Origin of the sequence: Glutamicibacter sp. MCAF14, from assembly GCF_052114325.1 — a bacterium.
Lineage (GTDB): Bacteria > Actinomycetota > Actinomycetes > Actinomycetales > Micrococcaceae > Glutamicibacter > Glutamicibacter arilaitensis.
On sequence record NZ_JBFREO010000004.1, the window covers coordinates 745,801 to 765,756 of the forward strand.

A 19,956-nucleotide genomic window follows, 5' to 3' on the forward strand; every position below is an offset into this window, starting at 1 on the left:
CAACAGGTGCGTCAGCGAACTTCCAGCCGCTCTTCACCGGTTGTTTCCCCTGTCCGCCCGGTGAACTCGTCCATCGAATGGTAGACGCCGATGACCTTGTCCGCGACGAAGTCCCAGGCCGGCCGCGGCAGCGCCCCACGCAGGAATTGGCCAAGCTTGCTGGTCCACGGCATGAGCACCAGCGGGGTACCGGCCAGCATCGCCCGCCAAGCGCGATCGACCACGACTTCAGGCTGCATCATCGGGATGAGCAGCATTGACTTGGCCCCGGCGAACATGCCGGTGTTGATGTAGGTCGGGCAGATGGTGCTGATGCCGATATTCGGATTGGCTTCCAGCTCCAGGCGCAGCGAGTCGCTCCACGACATGGCCGCGGCCTTGGAGGCGGCATACACGCTCATATTCGGATTCGATACCAGAGCGGCGGCCGAGGCCATGGTCAGCACCCGACCCCTTCCGCTGCGGCCCAGCTGTGGCAGCAAGGCATGGGTCAGATACATCGGTGCAAGTGCGTTGACCGCCATGGTGGCGGTAATCTGTGCGCTGCGGTGCTCGGCGAAGGAAGATCCGGTGACCACTCCTGCGTTGTTCACCAGCACGTCGACTCCCCCGGACTCGATCACCTGGGCAGCCTGTTCTTCGATCTGCTGCTGCTGGGCCAGATCCACGCGGTGGGCTTGGACGTTTCCGCCCAGCTGGCGCAGTTCTTCGGCAGCGGCCGCAAGCTTCGCTTCGTCGATATCCCAGATCACCACGCGGGCCGCACCCTCTCGGCAAGCCTGCTTGGCGAAGAGCAAGCCCATCCCCTGTGCTGCTCCGGTGATTAAAACATGCAGACCAGCAACCGATTCCATCTTTTCCACTGCCATGCCGAACTCCCTCATCACGTGCCATCGCCTTGGTGCCCTCCAGCTTATCCCGTGGCACAGCTAACACTTGGAACATTTTCGCAGGGGCCTTCCAAGGAACCGGGCTAGCCTAGGAACAGGACAGCTTTACCCATGAACTGAAGGGATGACCGTGCGCATTGACCGGCTCGACGCGGATTTGATCGAACTACTTACCGATTCGCCGATGCTCCCGGTTATGGAGTGTGCCCGACGGCTGGGCGTGGCCCGTGGCACCGTCAGCGCGCGCCTGGCCCGCCTGCATGAAGCCGGCGTCATCCAGGGCATCATCCCGCGAATCAAGCCGGCCGGGTTCGGCTACTCGCTGGTGGCCTTCTGCCAGGTGGAGATCATCCAGCGCTACGGGCACGACCCGGTAGCCAACGCATTGGAACAAACCATCCCGGAGATCGTGGACATGTACACCGTGACCGGCAGTTCGGATTTGCAGCTGCGCGTGGTCGCCCGGACCCCGGAAGACCTGCAGGCCATCTTCAACCGCATCAACAAGGTACCCGGTGTGGCCCGGACCTCATCATCCTTCGCACTGCATGAGCACTTCCAAGGAAGAACCCTGCCGCTAGTGGCAGCCTGCGCTAGAGAAGAACGCGATATGGAAAAGACTGCGCACAATGACTAGTAAAATGGGCTAGTTGGCGGCAATCGCTATACAACCTGCATAGAGACGGGTGCTGCGATTGCGCCGGAAGAACTAACCAACCTACAGTCGATGCTTGTGAATCGCGACACGCGAGGATGTAAGCAAGGCCACCGCTGCTCTTGACGGCTTGGTCAAACAATCAACTGCCACCCTCGATCAGTTATGGCAGCCGGAGAGGAAACTCATGACCCTTCACCAGCGTCCTTCGTTGCAGGAGGTCCCCGCTTACAAGCAGGGCAAGCCCGCAGCCGCTGGAGCTTCCAAGCTCTCATCCAATGAATCCCCGCACACCCCGTTGCCCTCGGTACTGGCCAGCATCCAGGAGGGCCTGGCCACCATCCACCGGTACCCGAGCATCGCAGCACCGGAATTAACCGGCGCGTTGAGCCAGCAGTTCGACATCCCGGCCGAGCACATCACCTTGGGTGCCGGTTCGGTCGAGGTCGCTGCCCAGCTCATCCATGCACTGGCCGCCGAAGGCGACGAGGTCATGTACGCATGGCGCTCCTTCGAGGCCTATCCTTCGCTGGTGCGCATCGCCGGAGCAACCCCGGTAGAAGTACCGCTGAACGCCGAGCACTGCCACGATCTGCCCGCAATGCTTGCCGCAATCACCAAGAAGACCCGGCTGATCTTCATCTGCAACCCGAACAACCCGACCGGTACCGTGGTGCAGGCAGAAGGGCTGGATGAGTTCATCAACGCCGTGCCGCGCAACGTGCTGGTCGTCGTCGACGAAGCCTATGTGCACTTTGACCGTTCGGAGCGCGCCGATGGTGTGGCTCTGTTCCGCAAGTACCCGCACGTGGCCGTGCTGCACACCTTCTCCAAGGCCTATGGCCTGGCCGGACTGCGCGTCGGCTACGCCATCAGCCCGCTGGAAGTAGCCGCCAACCTGCGCAAGGTAGCGGTGCCATTCGGCGTCTCGGACCTGGCCCAGCGCGCCGCGGTAGCCTCGCTGGCCGCCATCGAAGAACTCTCGGTACGCATCGAGGAAGTCGTTACCCAGCGCGAACGCATGTACGAGGGACTGGCCGCTGCCGGGTACCCGGTAGTGAAGTCCCAAGCGAACTTCGTCTGGGTCGATGCCGGTGAAGCCACCGAGCTGCTGGAAGCCAAACTCTCTGCAGGCGGTGTAGTGGTGCGCGCCTTCCCAGGCGAGGGCCTGCGCATCTCCTCGGGCACCGCAGAAGATGTTGACCGTGTGCTCGCCGCCCTGCCGGTAAAGGAGGCCACCGCGTGAGCGCAGTTAAAGCTCCCGAGCAGCTGCACACCGGGCTGACTCCGCGCCAGATCTCCATGATGGGACTGGGCGGGGCGATCGGCGCAGGCCTGTTCGTCGGTTCCGGCCAGGCGATCTCCATCGCCGGCCCGGCAGTGCTGGTCTCCTACCTGATCGCCGGCACCGTGATCATCGTGATCATGGCGATGCTCGCCGAAATGGTCGCGGCCAACCCATCCTCCGGCGCATTCTCCACCTTCGCCGGCAAGGCAATGGGCCGCAGTGCCGGTTCCACCCTTGGCTGGCTGTACTGGATCCAGCTGGTCGTGGTGATCGCCGCCGAAGCTACCGGTGCAGCGGCGATTACCGCCGGCTGGATCCCGTCCTTCCCGCAGTGGGCCTGGGTGCTCAGCTTCGTGGTGATCCTCACCGGAGCGAACCTGCTCGGCGTGCGCAACTACGGACGCTTCGAATACTGGTTCGCGGTGATCAAGGTGGCCGCCATCTTGGCCTTCCTGGCCTTCGGCGTCTTGGTGCTGACCCACGTGATTCCGACTCCGGAAGCGATCGGGTTCGCCAACCTGGCCGCGCATGGCGGATTCGCTCCCGGCGGCATGGCCGGCATTGCTGCCGCCGTGCTGATCGTCATCTTCTCCTTCGGCGGTACCGAAGTGGTCTCGATCGCCGCCGCTGAGTCCAAAGACCCGGCTGGCAATATCAAGCGCGTGGTCAAGTCCGTGATGTTACGCATCCTGTTCTTCTACCTCGGCTCGATCCTGGTGATCGTGGCCCTGGTGCCGTGGAATGACCCAGCAGTAGTTGACGGTCCGTTTGCCGCTGCGTTGAACGTCATCCACCTGCCGGGTGTGGGCTTCTTGATGAACGCCGTAGTCGTAGTTGCATTGCTCTCTGCGATGAATGCGAACATCTACGGTTCTTCGCGCATGCTCTACTCGCTGGGTCAGCGCAAGCTTGCCCCGAGCGCCGTCACTCATGTGACCGGCAAGGGCGTGCCTTCCAAGTCCGTCATCAGCTCGGTGGCTTTCTCGTTCCTGGCCGTGGGCCTGAACTGGATCTGGCCTGATGCGGTAATGCCGATCCTGCTGAACGTGGTGGGCTCGACCATCATCGTGATCTGGTCGTTCATCGCAGTAACCCAGCTGATTCTGCGTCGCCGCGCGGACCGCAATGGCGAGCACCTGCCGCTGCGCCTGTGGGGCTTCCCAGGGCTGTCAATCGCAACCATCGTAGTCTTGGCAGCAATCGTTGCCATTGCGATGACCGATCCAGCAGCACGCACCCAGCTCCTGCTCACCGGCGGGTTGACCGCCTTGATCTGGGTAGTCTCCAAGCTTGTGCTGCGTGATGATAATTCCGAAGCAGTCGATTCCTAATCAATTGCCCAAGCCTAGGTTCAGCATTCGCTGGACCTAGGCTTTTCTTTTTACCATCTCGGTGATCCAGATGGGTGCGAACGGAGAAACGCACCCGGCTGAGGTCGGGTAATCCGCAAGCACCTGCAAGGATTCTCCGATGGCCAGGGCTCGTGGGCGCAACGCCTCGTTTTCGATGCCGATCTGCGCTAGCGTCGTATTCATGGCCCACTGCAAGCGATCTGGGGCCGTGAGCATCTGGGCTTCGATCGTGTCCAGCAGCTGCTCCAGGTCCAGCAGTTCGGGTGCTTTCACCACCTGGTGGGCAGTTAGCTCCCAACCAGCCGCCAGCTGCACAGGATCTCCTTGTTCCAAGAGCACCAGACGCAGCTCTTCAAGCAGCTTGGTCTTTTTCACGATGTAGTTCAGGAACCAGGCTTGGACTTTGGGAGTTGTTGCGTCCTTGCTCCAAGCTTGCAGCTTTTCCACGCTGAAGGTGCGTGGTTTGGCAATGAGCAGTGCCACCAGCCGGCAGCCGGTGTCAGAGGTGGCCCAGAGGGCATCTGCAAGCTCCTGGTTGCTCTTCAGCGCTTTGGCCAAGGCACGGAGCTTGCTCAGGTTCACCCCAAAATCATCACCGTGTTTCTCATTGATCGTACGATGCTTGGGGTCCTCAAGTTCTTCTAGTGCTAACTGCACGTCTCGAACGCTGCTTTGTGGTGTCAGTTCCATTTCTCCCCTAATCACAATTATTCTACGGGTTGGCGCAGAATCGTACGAAGCTTTTCCGGCGCAGTCCTGCGCGGATCGCCGAAGTAGATTTCATGATGTTTTCCGGTCATGCGAAACCCATGGCCGGGGATGACCTCGTCATGCATCGCGGACAACGTTTCAGCCTCTGCGTCGTAGGGTCCGATGTGCAATGTCTGCACGCATTGACCTTCGGCGAGGGTTTCGAACCGGAGCTTCTCTGCACAAGGTAGTGGCTTTTGGGTATGGGCCGCTTCGAGAGACTTCATATAGTCATCTTCGCCGATCCAGGCAGGAACCATCAGCATCATGGTCCAGCACCATTTATTCTTGTCCCGCCGTTCGGTAAAGACGGCCATGTCTTCGGCCCACCATAAGCCTTCTAAAGGCGGGACGACGTAGTCGCGTCCGTGGGACTTACTCGCGAATTTGAGCTTGTAGGCCACCGGATACAGGGTTTGCAAGGCGTGTTGGTACGAGTCGCTGGTGTTCGGATCCCCAGCACCGTCAAGCATCAAGAACTGCATCACCGGAAGCTGCAGGACGCGGAATTGCCCTGCCTTTGCATGGTAGCCATCCAGCGTCTTCTTGAAGTCGATTTTCTCGGTCAATGTCCCACCTGAAGTTCTTCGGCTTAGAACCACTTACGCCATTTGAATACACCATACAACGCAGCGGCAAAGCCGAACATTACAAGGACAGCAACGGGATACCCGAAGGACCAGTCCAGTTCAGGCATGTTCTTAAAGTTCATCCCGTAGATCGCCGCGATCAGTGTCGGGGCAAAAAGGATCGCAGCCCAACCGGATATCTTCTTCATATCTTCGTTTTGGCGTTGGGCGACGAGGGTGGAGTTCACGCTCAAGATCTGCGAGAGCGCATCGCGGTATTCTACGGCCTGGGTATGAGCTCGGGTGAGGTGGTCGGTGACATCTTGCAGATAGGTTTCCAGCTCGTCGGGCACCGGATATTTTTTGAATCCGTCATCAAGCGACTGCACAACCTCTAGCAAGGATGCGGTCGCGTGCTGCATGTCGATAACTTCTTGGCTCAAGCGGTAGATGCGTTCGGTAACTGCGGCATCGCCGCTAAAGACTTGGCGTTCGATTTGCTCCTTGTCGATTCCCAATCCGTGGAGCACCGGGGCATATCCATCGACAATCTCGTCCAAGATCCGGTACAGCACGGACTCTGCCCCCAGACGGAGCAATTCAGGGTCTTTAAGCAGCACCTGGTCCTTGCGAAGATTGCCGCTCCTGATGGACTGGACAAACCCCTCACCGTCAGTACCGTCGATCCATCGGTGGTCCTGGCAGAGCACCGCTACAGCACCCTTGCGCATCAGAATGTGGAACTCGGACAGCTCGACTTCTTCTGTTTCATCCAGGTACAGGGCCGAACGGACTACCAGGAGCATGACTTCACCGTAGCGTTCGAGTTTTGGCCGCTGGCGCGCATGGACGAGGTCTTCGACGAGTACCGGGTGCAGTTGCCACGCTTCGGTGAGTTCTCGAATGTCAGCTTCATCCGGCGTCGGATAGAGGGACAAGGCAATGCGCTGATCGCCGGACTGGCCAAACGCCAGCGCATCGGCGGCGCTGGTTCCTTCCGGAGCAGTCGCTACGGTGCCATCGTCAATATAGCGGACGGTCATTGACGTATGAGACGAATTCTGGGTACCGAAGAATGGTCGGGCATCCGCGGCCCGGCGTTGAACACGTGACATTTTTGCTCCTGAATGATCCTCGTTCATTCAAGTATCGCAAGTCCGGGGAGAATTTCGTCGCTGATTCTTGCCAGTCGGGAGCCTAGGGATCGACTATTTCGACCTCTAGCTGCCCGGCACGCCACTTCGCAGTGGTTTCATCGGCTAGCGCTTGGGCTTCCAGTGCCTCTGCCGGGGTCATGAAATAGGTATTGATCCGCAGCTTCTGTTCGGGATCCAATTCCGGTGAAAGCAGCACCATCGGCCTGCTTCCTGGAATCTTTACTGCATGGAATAGCCCGCAATGCCGGCCAGTATGATGTATCAGGCAACTGAGTCCTGCAGATTTGATATCTGTTCGTCCGCCCTTTTCCCAGGCATCCAGATGATCAATTTCGCACCGTTCTGCGGGCATGCTGCACCCAGGGTAGGAACAGCCTCGGTAGGCTGCCCGAATTGCACGACGCTGGGCCCTGGAATACAGGCGTTGGGTCCGCCCTAGATCGAGAGGCAGGCTCTTGCCGTTGAGCACCACCGGATAGATTCCGGAATTGCATAGTGCGGCTCTTGCTTCGCCTGGTGAAAGTTGAATTCCTGAGGAAGTAACCGCAAAATCCTTAGCCTGGGCGAGCATTTTCTCGTAGTTCAAGATGATGCTCACCTGCGGGGTGGCCAGTGCCAACTTTCGATGTGGCCGACTACCGGTGCGATCGCTCATCAGCAGCGTCATCAGCCCAACCAGCCGCCTGCGTTCGGGCTTCAGATCCTCCCAGGAAGCTGATGCGGTGCGGTGCTCCGGCTGCTCGCCGGTTTCGGCTTCGGAGCTGTCTTCCGCCGTGGTTTCTTGGCTAGAGGACTGAGTGGCTTCGGCATCGCTAGTATCCGGGTGCTGGCTATCGTCAGCTGACTCTTCGTGTCCTGCCTCAGGCTGGGCCCAGTCGGGCATGGACGCCTCATCATCCCACTCGTTGACCTGTTCCCCCGTGAACTGTGCTTCGGCATCTTTGAGTCCCTCGCGATTGCCTGCCACTGTGGCCGGGTTATCGATCGAAGCGAAGAACGCTTCAATATAGGCTGCTTGGGACGGAAGCACACGCAGCACGTACTCGATCAGCCCTTGGCGTAGGCCCTTTTTGAAAATGCCGATGCTCTCAAGCAGAGCCTTGAGCGGACGTTGTCCAGCCTTCACTTCAGCGACCATGGCGCTGATGTGCTTGCGGGCGCTCTTCGGCTCAGCGTGCATGAAGGCCACGGATTCTCGTTCAAGTTTCGCCTTTTTGGCATTTGCCGCGGCACCTTCACCCAGGTCCTTGCGGGCCGAATGGAGTTTCGTGCTTGCTGCCATGACTAGCCGGGGGTCTATCGTCGGATCATTGTATTCTGCCGCCAGTTCAGGAAGCCACGGAGCCGTGGGTTGCCCGGAGTCGTCGACTCCGCCTAGTAGGCAGTCAGCAAGGATCAGCCGGTCACTGGCGGTGCCACGCGGGATGTCGAGCCAGTCGTGCATCATGCTGCGCGTGTTCCTGAAATGAGTGCGGCCGGTAATGGTACGTCCGGCAGCATCTTGCATGCTCTGCAGTGTTGGCTGTTCGAATGCTTTGCCAAGGTGCTGGAATGAAGCTTGATCAAGCTTGTGGGCACCGGTACGACGCAGCGCATGTGCTGCCCGGATTTTGGCACGGGACAGGCTCTGGTCGATTTCTTCGGTGTACTTGGCGTAGCCGGCGGCATGGCCGGGTGGAAGAGCAGCGGCGCCGAGCACAGCGTTGGCAGCGTCAATGAGCTCGCGTGCTTTAGCGAGCTGCAACGGGGCGTACGCTGTGTCGGTGGTCATGGGTACAGGATGTACCGATGGAGCCGGTCGTGGCCGTGGGTGTCGCCGAGCTGTGGAAAACAAAAAATCCCAAGATTCCGGCGAACCGAAATCTTAGGATTTAATTTGGTGGAGGTAAGGGGATTCGAACCCCTGACCTTCTGCATGCCATGCAGACGCGCTACCAACTGCGCCATACCCCCAAAAGGATTGCCGCCCTGATCAGGCAACTCCATAATCATAGATGACTACCTGATCAGGATGCAAATTGAGGATTACTTCTGGTCTGCAGAAAGTTCCTCAGGCAGCTCGATTACTGGGCAGTCGGCCCAGAGTCGTTCAAGGGCGTAGAAGATGCGGTCTTCCTGGTGCTGAACGTGAACGACGACGTCGCCGTAATCCAGCAAGACCCAGCGGCCCTGGCCGAAGCCTTCGCGGCGGATCGGACGCATGCTGTACTCTTCGAGTACTTCAGCGACGATTTCGTCGACAATGGCGTTGACCTGAGGTTCTGACCCACCAGAGACAATCAAGAAAGCGTCGGTAACGCCCAAGCGGTCGGCAACATCGAGTGCGACCATATTTTCTGCCATCTTTTCGGATGCTGCGTGTGCAGCAACCTTCACGAGGGCAATTGAATCTGCGTGTGCTCCCATAGAGTGGGGTGTCTCCTTATAGAGGTGTAGATCGAGAACTTAATTGTCCTACGAAAACTAGTTGCCTAGCAACATGATCAAGCCCGCAATCAATGCGGCGCCGCCCAAGCTGAGTGCGACGATCATCGCGATTAGCATGTTGTTGGCTCGGCGAAGGCCATGGGCCTGCACGTCAAGTGGCTGCAAGCCCTGTGCGTTGACCGCGTCGATGCGTGGCATTTCCACTCCGGCGGCGGGCTCGGAGGCCTGCGTCTTCGGCTTGGATCTTGCTGGCTCTTCGGCCACTGGCTTCGCTAGTGGTTTGGCAACCGGCTTTGCTGCTGGTTTCGCCGCAGGCTTGGCCGGAGCCTTCGCTGCTGGCTTTACCGGGGTCTTGGCTGCTGGTTTGGCCGGCTTGGCCATTGGCTTCTTGGCTGCAGGTGCGGCCTCATCCTTCTTGGAGCTGAGCTTGCCATCCGCATTCAGGTCCAGCGCAACGCTTTGGGTCTTGGGACCCTGCACGCCGATCTTGGCAATGCGGTCTTCAACCTCGCGAATGTTCCCCATGGCGCCAGTGAAAGGATCGGAAGCCTTATCGTCCTTGCCCTGGTTAGCGTTCTGGATGCGAAGGCGTTCACGTTCGGCGGCACGACGGGAAATGATAGCCGCGCGGGCAGCCATTTCGCGCTGGTGGGCGAGAACTTCCAAATCGATCTCGGAGTCGTCTTCCCCCAGCAGGTTAGGGTCGACCGGAGCATTAGGTGCGTGGGCGCGGCGGGCGGCCAGCGCCTGCTCGACACTCATAACCGTGGTTTCTGGGGTGTCTTCCTTGCCGGCAGGCTTGGCGGGGGCCTTAGGCTGCGGTTCGACCTTGCCCTGATCGGCCAGCGCCTGCAGGCGCAGCTGACGGCGGGTCAGCGGCTTGGGATCCTCGGCCGGGGAGACGGTTGGGATGTTGGTGGTCAGTGCGCCGACTTCTTCTTCCAGACGGCGGCGTTCGCGCAGGGCCTCGCGGTCACGGGCACGGCGCAATGAGGCGCGCTCCCCCAGTGGCTCTTCGGCCCCAGGTGCGGAAGCTGGCTTTGCCGCAGGCTTGGCGTTTTCAGCCTTAGCTGGGGCCTGCGCAGGCTTCGCTGCTGGTTTAACGGCTTGCTGCTTGGCGCCTGCTGGCTTGGGGTTTTCAGCCTTGGCGGCTGGTGCTTCCGAAACAGCTGGCTTGGGTGCTGGCTTAGCTGCAGGCTTGGCCTCGGATTTAGCCGCTGGCTTGGCCGCGGCGGATTTTGCAGGCTCTGCCTTGGGTGCTGGCTTGGCCTGTGGGGCCTGTCCAGATTTAGCTGGCTTAGCCGGCGCTTCAGCCTCGGCTGCGTTCTTTGACGCGAGCTCCTTGGCTGCTTGTTCGGCCTTGCTGTTTGCCAGCATTGCTTCCATCTCAGCACGTCGTTTTTCGCGCAGAGCTCGCCTGCTTGAAACCGGCTGCGAGTTATCGCTCATCCTGATACTTCTCCCGACCGCATAGACAAATACCGTCACCCTTACCTAGAGATTATGCCGTGTTACCCCACCCTATGTGAGGTTACGACTCGGTATACAGCCCATATTTTGCAATGTACTGCACCACACCGTCCGGCACAAGATACCAAACTGGCTTATCGGCTGCGACTCGTGCACGGCAATCCGTGGAGGAAATTGACAGTGCTGGAATTTCCAATTGCGAGACGTTGTCGCGACCCAAATCCGCGATGACATAACCTGGCCGGCTCACGCCAACGAAGTGCGCGAGATCGAAGACCTGGTCGATATCGCGCCAGCTCATAATCTGGCTCATCGCGTCCGCGCCGGTGATGAAGAATAGCTCCGCATCGGGGCGCAGTGCGCGTAGGTCGAGCAAGGTATCGCGAGTGTAGGTGGCGCCTTCACGGTCGATATCCACGCGGCTTACGGTGAAGCGCGGGTTCGACGCGGTGGCGATCACGGTCATCAGATAGCGGTGCTCGGCGCTGGTGACCTGTCGGTCTGCCTTCTGCCAGGGCTGTCCGGTGGGAACGAAAACAACCTCATCCAGGTCATATTCGGCCGCCACCTCGCTGGCAGCGACCAAGTGGCCATTGTGGATGGGGTCAAAAGTACCGCCCATTACGCCGAGGCGCAATGGGCGGTCTTGAGGCTTATGCTCTGCCAAGACTAGTGGCTGTGTGGCGTGTGAGTCTTGAACTGGCGGTGGGTATCCTCTGGTTCAGGCTTTGCATCGTGGCGGTTACCTACGTTGGTGTAGGAAACGGTGATCAGCAGCAGAACCATAAGTGCTGCGAAAATGCCGCCACCGACGAGCACAGCAAAAGTGTGTGGGTCCATGCCGTTGGAAGCGGCTTCCGAAGCCAAAATCAGCGCGTTCAAGATAATTCTCCAGTCGTTTTTACGAGTTCGCCGAGCCAGGCGCGAAGGCACCTGGATCAGCGGCTCGAAAAGTAACGTTACGTTTCTTCTACATCGTACCGAAAACGGCGGTCAGAAACTATTTGCGAATGTGCCCGTCGCCTTGGACGATCCACTTGGTCGTAGTCAGTTCGGCCAGGCCCATCGGACCACGAGCGTGCATCTTCTGGGTGGAGATGCCCACCTCTGCGCCCAGACCCAGCTGTCCACCATCGGTGAAGCGGGTCGAAGCGTTGACGATGACTGCCGCCGAGTCGATTTCCGCGACAAACCGCTCCGAAGCTGCCAACGACGAGGTGATGATTGCCTCGGTATGGCCGGTGGAGTAGGTGCGGATGTGCTCCAGCGCCTGGTCCATGTCGTCAACGACCTTCACTGCAATATCCAGATCCAGGTACTCATTGCGCCAGTCGTCCTCCCCTGCCGGGGTGGTTTTCAGCTGCGGAACCAGCGCCGCGGCACGATCGTCGGTGTGCAAGCTCACGCCGGCTTCGGACAGGGCTTTGAGCACTGCCGGAGCTACTGCTGCGTCCTTGTGGATCAACAGGCTCTCCACGGTGTTGCACACGCTTGGACGGTGGGTCTTGGCGTTGAGCAGGATATCGACGGCCATTTCCTCATCGGCGCTCGCGTCGAGGAAGATGTGCACGTTGCCTTCGCCGGTTTCAATGACCGGAACCTTGGCGGTGGTGACCACGCGCTGGATCAGCTCGCGGCCGCCGCGTGGGATCAGCACGTCGATCTTGCCGCGTGCGCCCATCATCGCGTCGGCGCCGGGGCGGCCGAATTCATCGATGGAGATCACGATGTCGCGAGGCAGGGAGACTGACTCCAGCGCGTCGCGGATTACCGCAACCAGCGCCTGGTTGGAGTTCAACGCCGCCGAACCGCCGCGCAGCAGTACTGCGTTGCCGCTCTTCAGCGCCAGGCCGGCGATATCGACGGTGACGTTGGGGCGTGCCTCGTAGATGGTGCCAATGACACCCATGGGCACGTTGACCTGGCGCATGCGCAGGCCATTAGGCAGGGTTTCGCCGCGTACGACGCGGCCCACTGGGTCCGGCAGGCCAGCGAGTTCGTGCAGGGCGCCGATCAGGCCGTCGATGCGCTGATCGTCGAGCTTCAGGCGGTCCAAAAGCGCTTCGGAGGTGCCGTTGGCCCGGCCGTTTTCCAGATCCTTTTCATTGGCGCGCAGGATCATCGCGCGGTTCTCATCGATGCGCGAAGCCATGGCTTGAAGCGCACGGTCTTTCCAGTCGCGGTTGGCGCGCTTGAGGATTCGTGATGCGCGGCGTGCGCGGTCGGCCAGCTGATGGACCGAGTTGGTGATGTCGGTATTCGTTTCTTCGGTGTTTACGGCATCCATACTCATGCTCCTCATTCTAGAAAATGGGTTCGATCAAAGCTAGGTCGTCGACATGCACGACGGATTTGTCGTATCCTTCGCCCAGTTCCTCGACCAGATCCGTGGTGTTGTGCCCGAGCATATCCGGCAGTTCTTCGGAGCCGAAGTTCACCAGGCCGCGGGCGAATGGCTTGCCCTTGGAATCGCAGATCTCTACTGCGTCTCCGGCCTCGAACTCGCCGCGAACCTCGATAATGCCGGCGGCCAGCAGCGAGTTGGTGCCGCGGGAGATGGCCTTGACGGCACCGGCATCCAGGATCAACTTGCCTTCGATCGAGGCCAGGTAAGCCAGCCAGACATCGCGGGCGGAGCGGCGGGAGTTGCGGGCGGCGAACCAGGTGCCGACATCTTGGCCGCGCAAGGCCTTGGCCGCGTTATCGGTGCTGGTCACCAGGGTCGGAATGCCCGCCGAGGAACTCATGGTCGCGGCGTCGACCTTGGTGATCATGCCGCCGGTGCCTACCCCGGCCGCACCTGGAGTGCCCAGGTCCACGGCTTCGAGTTCGTCGGGGTGCTCGATGGTGGTGATGCGGCTGCCGCCCTCATCCGGGTGCGCGTCGTAGACCGAGTCGACATCGGAGAAGAGCAGCAGCGCGTCGGCCTTGACCAGGTGGGCCACCAGGGCGGCCAGGCGGTCGTTGTCGCCGAAGCGGATTTCGCGGGTGGCTACCGCGTCATTTTCGTTCACAATCGGCAGTACGCCCAGGTTCAGCAAGCGGACCAGCGAACGCAGGGCGTTGGTGTAGGTTGAGCGGCGCATCAGGTCATCTGCGGTCAGCAGCACCTGGGCGACGCGAAGATCGTGCTCATCGAATAACTGGGTGTACTGCGCCAGCAGCAACCCCTGGCCCACTGCGGCGGCCGCCTGCTGGGTGGCCAGGTCCTTGGGACGCTTGGCCAACCCCAGCGGGGCGATGCCGGCTGCAATTGCACCGGAAGAAACGAGGATGACCTCGGTTCCGTTATTCACAGTTTCGGCGAGTGTGTCCACCAGAAACTTCAGTCTCTCATGCGATATTCCCCCGCTGACCGTGGTCAGCGAGCTGGATCCAACTTTCACTACAAGCCGCTTGGCCTGAGGTAGTTCGTGAGGTGAGGTAATAGCTGAAATTGTCTTAGTGGCGCTTTCACTCATACTTTAATTTTCCTCCTGGGTTGCCTTTGGTTCAGCGGTCTTTCGTCCGTACTTGGAGTCAACGGATTCAGTCCAGATACCGGCCTTGCGTTCGGCTTCCAGCTCTTGGCGAGCGGCAGCCTTGGCAGCTCTGCGCTCATCATGCTCGGCGCGCTTCTCTTCGCGGGTCTTGCGATCCCCGCGGTCCTCAAGGCGGATGTCTTCACCGCGTCGGCTTCCGCCGAGCAGTTCTGCACCGGCAGCCATGGTTGGCTCCCAGTCGAAGACCACTGCGTTGTCTTCTGCACCGATGATTACGGCGTCGCCTGGCTTGGCTCCGGCCTTGAACAGCTGGTTTTCAACACCCAGCTTGGCCAGGCGGTCAGCCAGGTAGCCCACTGCTTCGTCGTTGCGGAAGTCAGTCTGCATGATCCAGCGTTCGGGCTTCTCACCGATAACACGCCACATTGGTTCAAAGTTCTGTTCCTCGCGGCGGATGGTGAACTCAGCACGCTTGCTGGTATGCGGACGGATCACAGGTACCTCGACTACTGGGGCTTCAACCACCTGTTCGGCGCGGGCCTGTTCTACCAATTCAGCCATAGCGAAGGACAGATCGCGCAATCCGTTACGCGAGAGGGCCGAAATCTCGAAGACGCGGTAGCCGCGCTTTTCCAATTCCGGGCGCACGAATTCAGCCATGTCAGCGCCGTCCGGCATATCAACCTTGTTAAGGGCGATCAGCTTCGGGCGTTCGATCAACGGCACGATGGTGCCGTCGGTTCCAGCGAAGGTGGAGTCGGCCTCGTAATTGGCCAGCTCGGCTTCGATGATGTCCAGGTCGCTGATTGGATCGCGGTCCGCTTCCAGCGAAGCGCAGTCCAGCACGTGCACAATGGCAGCGCAGCGTTCGACGTGGCGCAGGAACTCGTGGCCCAGTCCCTTGCCTTCGGAGGCTCCTGGGATCAGACCTGGAACGTCGGCGACGGTGAAGCGGGTTTCGCCGGCTTCCACGACACCCAGGTTAGGCACCAGGGTGGTGAATGGGTAGTCGGCGATCTTCGGGCGCGCTGCCGAGACGGCGGCGATCAGCGAGGACTTGCCGGCCGATGGGTAGCCAACCAGCGCGATATCGGCCATGGACTTCAGCTCCAGGACGACGTCCTGGCTGGTGCCGGGAATGCCCAGCAGTGCGAAGCCCGGGGCCTTGCGCTTATCCGAGGCGATGGACGCATTGCCCAGGCCTCCCATGCCGCCAATGGCAGCAATGAATTCGTCGCCCTGCTTGACCAGGTCGCCGAGGATGTCGCCGTCCTTGGTCTTGATGACGGTGCCAGCTGGCACGCCGAGGATCAGGTCCTCGCCGTGCTTGCCCGGGTGCAAACCACCCTTGCCTGGTTCACCGTTGCCGGCCTTGCGGTGCGGCAGGTGGTGGAAGTCCAGCAGCGTGGTGACCTGCGGGTCAACGCGAAGAATGATGTCTCCGCCTTTGCCGCCGTTGCCGCCATCTGGACCGCCAAGCGGTTTGAACTTCTCACGCTTGATGGACACACAACCGTGGCCACCATTACCTGCGGTGACATGAAGGGTTACGCGATCAACGAATGCAGCCACGGGGCCATCTTCTCCTAGTACGGGGTTGCGAGGGATACTCGCTTAAAGTCTAACTATGCACGCAAGGGGCGGACCGAAATCGGCCCACCCCTTGTGTACTAAAAAATTTGCCTGTTGCCTGAAATTAGGCAGCAGCCACGATGTTCACCACGCGGCGACCACGACGGGTGCCGAACTCGACTGCGCCAGCAGCCAATGCGAACAGGGTGTCATCCTTGCCACGGCCTACGCCGGCGCCTGGGTGGAAGTGGGTGCCACGCTGGCGAACGATGATTTCGCCTGCCTTGACTTCCTGACCACCGTAGCGCTTTACGCCTAGGTACTGTGCGTTGGAATCGCGACCGTTGCGAGTGGAACTCGCACCTTTCTTATGTGCCATGCCTTTTAGCCTCTTTCGCTACAAAAATGGATTCTACGATTGCCTGAATTAGGCGATCGAGGTGACCTTGACCTTGGTCAGAGCGGCACGGAAGCCCTGGCGCTTCTTGTAACCGGTCTTGTTCTTGTACTTCTGGATTACGATCTTCTCGCCGCGAAGGTTTTCTACAACCTCAGCGGTGACCGTGACCTTAGCCAGATCGGCAGCTGCGGAAGTTACCTTCTCGCCATCTACCAACAGCAAAGCTGGAAGCTCGATGGAGCTGCCTGGGGCAGCCTGAAGACGGTCAACGGTGATGAGGTCTCCAACGGAAACCTTCTCCTGGTGGCCGCCTGCGCGGACAATTGCGTACACCACGTGGGTACTCACTTCTACTCGACGTTTATTGTCTTACCGGCGCAGATATCGACCCGTAAACACCCACAAAGTGGACGCGAGCACGGGGATCTCATGCGCTTGTGCCTTGACGCCGAGCGGACCAAAAGTCCGTGATCTTGGCGTTTAGCACCGATCAACTAGATTACGCTAGTCCACACCGCTGGAGCAAATAGAAACTGCCCCAGCGGGTGAAGCGTGATCAAGTTCATCTATTTCAGTTCGCGTACTGGAACACCCACACCGAACATTACCGGTTGCCCGGCAGGCTCAGCTGGCTTATCTTTCTTCGAACCGGAGGCGTCCATTTGAACTACCGAACCGGTAGCAGCGGATACCTCTGCCACGAGAACCTCTGCGGTCGCATCGCCCTGGGCCGAGGTGGCCCGACGACTACGGCGCTTTGGCTTCGTAGAATTCTGTGTGGTTGCCGCAGGTGCGGCAACGGGAGCGGAAACAGCGGTGCTGGTCTCAGCGGCTGCAGGTGCGCTGGCAGCAGGCATGGCCAGGCCGGTGATGACCGGCTGGTCCTGCTGTGCTGCGGCCTGCGGACGCGAAGCCCGGCGCGAACGCTTGCGGGGCTGCTCTTCGGACTTCGATGCCTGCTCCGGTGCAGGAGCAGCTGGCTGCTCCTGGGTAGCCGAAGCCTCATCGTTACCTGAAGTGCTTTCCTCAATCTGGTTCCGGTTGCGTCCACGGGAGCGTGAACGGCGGCGCGGCTTGCGACTGCCGTCCTGTTCCTCGCTGGACTCGCCCTTGCCCGGTAGCGCTGCTTCCAGCGCTTCCAGGGTCACCGCAGCAGCTTCGGAATCCGATGCTTGCGCCTTGGTGACAGGAATCTGCTCGCCATCGATGCTCACTGCGTTATCTGCAGCGGCATCCAGGTGCGAGGCTGCGGCAATGTTGGCCAGGGCGTGGCGCGTGGCCTCGTCCTTCTCCTCCGATACCGGCTCCTTCTTCTCAACTGGCTTAGCCTCGTCCTTCTCGCCACCGCGGCGGCGGCGGGAGTTGCGGCTTGGCTTGTCGTTGAACTTCTTGGTGTGCTGCTCGCCGGCCGAGTTGAAGGTCTTGCGGGTTTCAACTGGCTCGTCGTGGGTGATGACACCAGCACCGGCACAGTGCTCGCACTCTTCACCGAAGACTTCAAGCAAACCGGTGCCCATGCGCTTGCGGGTCATCTGGATCAGACCCAGCGAGGTCACCTCGGCCACCTGGTGCTTGGTCCGGTCCCGGCCCAGGCACTCCACCAGTCGGCGCAGCACCAGATCGCGGTTGGATTCAAGGACCATGTCGATGAAGTCGATGACGATGATGCCGCCGATGTCGCGCAGGCGCAGCTGGCGGACAACTTCCTCGGCCGCTTCCAAGTTGTTCTTGGTTACGGTTTCTTCGAGGTTGCCGCCCGAGCCGGTGAATTTGCCGGTGTTCACGTCGATGACGGTCATGGCTTCGGTGCGGTCGATGACCAGCGAACCGCCCGATGGCAGGAAGACCTTGCGGTCCAGTGCCTTGGCGATCTGCTCGTCGACGCGGAGGTTGGTGAAGATGTCCTCTTCGGCTTCCCACTTCTCCAAGCGGCCCATCAGATCCGGGGCTACGTACATGACGTAGGCCTCGATGGTGTCCCATGCGTGCTCGCCGGAGACGATCAGCTTGGTGAAGTCCTCGTTGAAGACGTCGCGCACTACCTTGATGGTCAGATCAGGCTCGGAGTACAGCAGTTCCGGAGCCAGGGTCTTGGTGGAGTTGGCCTGCTCTTCGATGCCTTCCCACTGCGCGCGCAGTCGGTTGATATCGTTGGTCAGCTCTTCCTCGGACGCGCCTTCGGCAGCGGTGCGCACGATGACGCCCGCGTTCTCCGGCAGGTGGTCCTTCAGGATCTTCTTCAGGCGCTGGCGCTCAACGTCAGGCAGCTTGCGGGAGATGCCGGTCATCGAACCGCCTGGCACGTAGACCAGGTAGCGGCCGGGCAGCGAGATCTGGCTGGTCAGGCGGGCACCCTTGTGACCCACTGGGTCCTTGGTGACCTGGACCAGTACCGAGTCGCCAGCCTTCAGCGCGTTCTCGATGCGGCGTGGTGCGCCTTCCAGCGCAGCAACATCCCAGTTGACTTCGCCGGCGTACAGCACGGCGTTGCGGCCGCGTCCGATATCCACGAAAGCAGCTTCCATCGATGGCAGCACGTTCTGGACCTTGCCGACGTACACGTTGCCGATCAGCGAATCCTGCTGGGTCTTGGAAACGAAGTGCTCAGCGAGCACCCCATCTTCCAGCACACCGATCTGGATGCGATCTTCGCGCTGGCGCACAATCATCTTGCGCTCAACGGACTCGCGGCGGGCCAAGAACTCGGCCTCGGTGATCACCTGGCGGCGACGACCGGTTTCGCGCGATTCGCGGCGACGCTGGCGCTTGGCTTCCAAACGGGTGGAGCCGCGCACCGAAGCAACCTTGTTGTTGACCGAGGCATGGCTCTCGATGGTGCCACGCGGTGCGCGCACACGGGTGACGGTGTTCGGCGGATCATCTTGCGAACCGCCTTCAAGTTCCAGGTCCACATCGCCACGGCGACGACGGCGGCGACGGCGCGAAGTGACATCGTCCTCGTCGGCCTCCGAAGCGGCGGCGGCACGGCGAGCAGGTTCCTGCTTCTTGGCCACGGCCTGTGCCAGCACTGCCTGTGCAGTTTCCGGCACGGCGAAAGGATTCAAGATCATGGTGCTGCCGTGTTCAGCCAGCAGCTTGCCGGTCTGATCGACGACTGGTGCTTCTTCAACCTTGGCGGTTTCCGGCTCGACTGGAGCAGCGGTTGGTGCTTCGGCTGCAGCTTCAGTTTCTTCCACAGCCTTCTGCTCTGAAGCTTCCTGCTTGGCTGCGGCTGCCTCGACTGCTTCGTCATTAGCGGCATTGCGTGCCGCCTGTGCACGGCGTTCAGCCTGGCGGCTTGCGCGCTTGGTGGAGTCAGGGGTCGATATCTGCGTGCGGCGAGTTGCCCGCCAGCGGTATGGGCTTTCTTCAACGCCGGCAGCGGCATTGAGTTCGGCCAGGGTCATGGCGCGACGCAGTGGTCGCGCAGGTGTGGTTGAAACGCTGGTACGGCGGGCTCGCGTTGAACGGTTGCCCCGCTTATTACCTTGCGCCCCACCCTTTCGTTGATTTGCTGCGCTCATTTAAATTCGCATACTCCTACTATGTCCCGCTCCGGCATCCTCCACAGACGGCGCCGCAACTGAAACTACAATCATCGCGTGTCCCCTTGGCCTACCTATTTTCCAGTGGGCCGGACACAAAAGCTCGCTATTTTCCGCGGGGTCGGCACTTGTCCAAGTTTCTGAACCATGCGCAAATCCTGCGGATCAACGTGGCCTAGGAAACCGGCTGCTTTCCTTTGCAGCCCTACGATCCGCGGTATTCCCTCGGGAGGCGCACATATTGGGCACTCAACCGAAGCGATGCATCGCCTGGCGATCTGTTGTTTCAAAAGTCTGTCGTCGGGTTGAAAGCAGACTGTGGATCCGCGAACAACCATTCCCATTCTCTCATATTTCGTTCACGCCTTGTTCATTGGTTCTCACCAGACACACAGAAAT

At 60.3% G+C, this 19,956-nt stretch carries 18 protein-coding genes and 1 tRNA gene; 3 read left to right on the top strand and 16 right to left on the bottom strand.

Annotation, left to right across the window (positions count from 1 at the left end):
- Positions 1–11: 11 nt before the first annotated feature.
- The gene (locus tag AB4Y71_RS11080) at positions 12–869 is read right to left on the bottom strand and encodes an SDR family NAD(P)-dependent oxidoreductase (protein WP_441720430.1); all 858 of its coding nucleotides are present in this window, start codon (positions 867–869) and stop codon (positions 12–14) included.
- A gap of 145 nt (positions 870–1,014) precedes the next feature.
- Between AB4Y71_RS11080 and AB4Y71_RS11085 the strand changes: the two genes are divergently transcribed.
- The 3 genes from AB4Y71_RS11085 to AB4Y71_RS11095 all read left to right on the top strand — a co-directional run bounded on the left by AB4Y71_RS11085 (position 1,015) and on the right by AB4Y71_RS11095 (position 4,164).
- Positions 1,015–1,527 carry an Lrp/AsnC family transcriptional regulator gene (locus AB4Y71_RS11085; RefSeq protein WP_441688077.1) on the top strand — a complete coding sequence of 171 codons (513 nt, stop codon included), beginning with the start codon at positions 1,015–1,017 and terminating at the stop codon, positions 1,525–1,527.
- A gap of 205 nt (positions 1,528–1,732) precedes the next feature.
- Positions 1,733–2,791, top strand: a complete 1,059-nt coding sequence (gene hisC / locus AB4Y71_RS11090; RefSeq protein ID WP_441720432.1) for a histidinol-phosphate transaminase — start codon at positions 1,733–1,735, stop codon at positions 2,789–2,791.
- Positions 2,788–4,164: an amino acid permease gene (locus AB4Y71_RS11095; RefSeq protein ID WP_441720434.1), complete on the top strand. Its 1,377-nt coding sequence runs from the start codon at positions 2,788–2,790 to the stop codon at positions 4,162–4,164. Before hisC ends, AB4Y71_RS11095 begins: the two co-directional genes overlap by 4 nt.
- Before the next feature lie 36 nt (positions 4,165–4,200).
- Here AB4Y71_RS11095 and AB4Y71_RS11100 read toward each other — a convergent pair whose 3' ends face one another.
- From AB4Y71_RS11100 to AB4Y71_RS11170, 15 genes are all read right to left on the bottom strand, one after another.
- A complete protein-coding gene (locus tag AB4Y71_RS11100; RefSeq protein ID WP_441720436.1) occupies positions 4,201–4,875 on the bottom strand; it encodes a DNA alkylation repair protein in 675 nt (224 codons plus the stop codon).
- A 17-nt stretch (positions 4,876–4,892) separates the two neighbouring features.
- On the bottom strand, positions 4,893–5,504 hold the full coding sequence (locus tag AB4Y71_RS11105; protein ID WP_441720438.1) for a GyrI-like domain-containing protein: 612 nt from the start codon (positions 5,502–5,504) through the stop codon (positions 4,893–4,895).
- A 23-nt stretch (positions 5,505–5,527) separates the two neighbouring features.
- Positions 5,528–6,619 (bottom strand): magnesium and cobalt transport protein CorA, encoded by a 1,092-nt coding sequence (locus tag AB4Y71_RS11110; protein WP_441720440.1) that lies wholly within the window; start codon positions 6,617–6,619, stop codon positions 5,528–5,530.
- Between the two features lie 82 nt (positions 6,620–6,701).
- A complete protein-coding gene (locus AB4Y71_RS11115; protein ID WP_441720442.1) occupies positions 6,702–8,432 on the bottom strand; it encodes an HNH endonuclease signature motif containing protein in 1,731 nt (576 codons plus the stop codon).
- A 106-nt stretch (positions 8,433–8,538) separates the two neighbouring features.
- A tRNA-Ala gene (locus AB4Y71_RS11120) sits at positions 8,539–8,614 on the bottom strand.
- A gap of 72 nt (positions 8,615–8,686) precedes the next feature.
- Complete coding sequence (rsfS, locus tag AB4Y71_RS11125) at positions 8,687–9,067, bottom strand: ribosome silencing factor (protein ID WP_013349155.1); 381 nt, start codon at positions 9,065–9,067, stop codon at positions 8,687–8,689.
- Positions 9,068–9,124: 57 nt separating this feature from the next.
- Complete coding sequence (locus tag AB4Y71_RS11130) at positions 9,125–10,537, bottom strand: hypothetical protein (protein ID WP_441720444.1); 1,413 nt, start codon at positions 10,535–10,537, stop codon at positions 9,125–9,127.
- A gap of 82 nt (positions 10,538–10,619) precedes the next feature.
- Positions 10,620–11,225, bottom strand: a complete 606-nt coding sequence (gene nadD / locus AB4Y71_RS11135; RefSeq protein ID WP_013349157.1) for a nicotinate-nucleotide adenylyltransferase — start codon at positions 11,223–11,225, stop codon at positions 10,620–10,622.
- 2 nt (positions 11,226–11,227) lie between these two features.
- Positions 11,228–11,440 (bottom strand): hypothetical protein, encoded by a 213-nt coding sequence (locus tag AB4Y71_RS11140; protein ID WP_013349158.1) that lies wholly within the window; start codon positions 11,438–11,440, stop codon positions 11,228–11,230.
- Positions 11,441–11,558: 118 nt separating this feature from the next.
- Complete coding sequence (locus AB4Y71_RS11145; RefSeq protein ID WP_102597556.1) at positions 11,559–12,845, bottom strand: glutamate-5-semialdehyde dehydrogenase; 1,287 nt, start codon at positions 12,843–12,845, stop codon at positions 11,559–11,561.
- Positions 12,846–12,861: 16 nt separating this feature from the next.
- Positions 12,862–14,019: a glutamate 5-kinase gene (proB, locus tag AB4Y71_RS11150; protein WP_013349160.1), complete on the bottom strand. Its 1,158-nt coding sequence runs from the start codon at positions 14,017–14,019 to the stop codon at positions 12,862–12,864.
- 3 nt (positions 14,020–14,022) lie between these two features.
- Complete coding sequence (gene obgE, locus AB4Y71_RS11155; protein ID WP_441720446.1) at positions 14,023–15,612, bottom strand: GTPase ObgE; 1,590 nt, start codon at positions 15,610–15,612, stop codon at positions 14,023–14,025.
- A gap of 124 nt (positions 15,613–15,736) precedes the next feature.
- Positions 15,737–15,991, bottom strand: a complete 255-nt coding sequence (gene rpmA / locus AB4Y71_RS11160) for a 50S ribosomal protein L27 (protein WP_013349162.1) — start codon at positions 15,989–15,991, stop codon at positions 15,737–15,739.
- Positions 15,992–16,039: 48 nt separating this feature from the next.
- A complete protein-coding gene (gene rplU, locus AB4Y71_RS11165) occupies positions 16,040–16,348 on the bottom strand; it encodes a 50S ribosomal protein L21 (RefSeq protein ID WP_013349163.1) in 309 nt (102 codons plus the stop codon).
- A 230-nt stretch (positions 16,349–16,578) separates the two neighbouring features.
- A complete protein-coding gene (locus AB4Y71_RS11170; protein WP_441720596.1) occupies positions 16,579–19,419 on the bottom strand; it encodes an Rne/Rng family ribonuclease in 2,841 nt (946 codons plus the stop codon).
- Positions 19,420–19,956 lie beyond the last annotated feature (537 nt).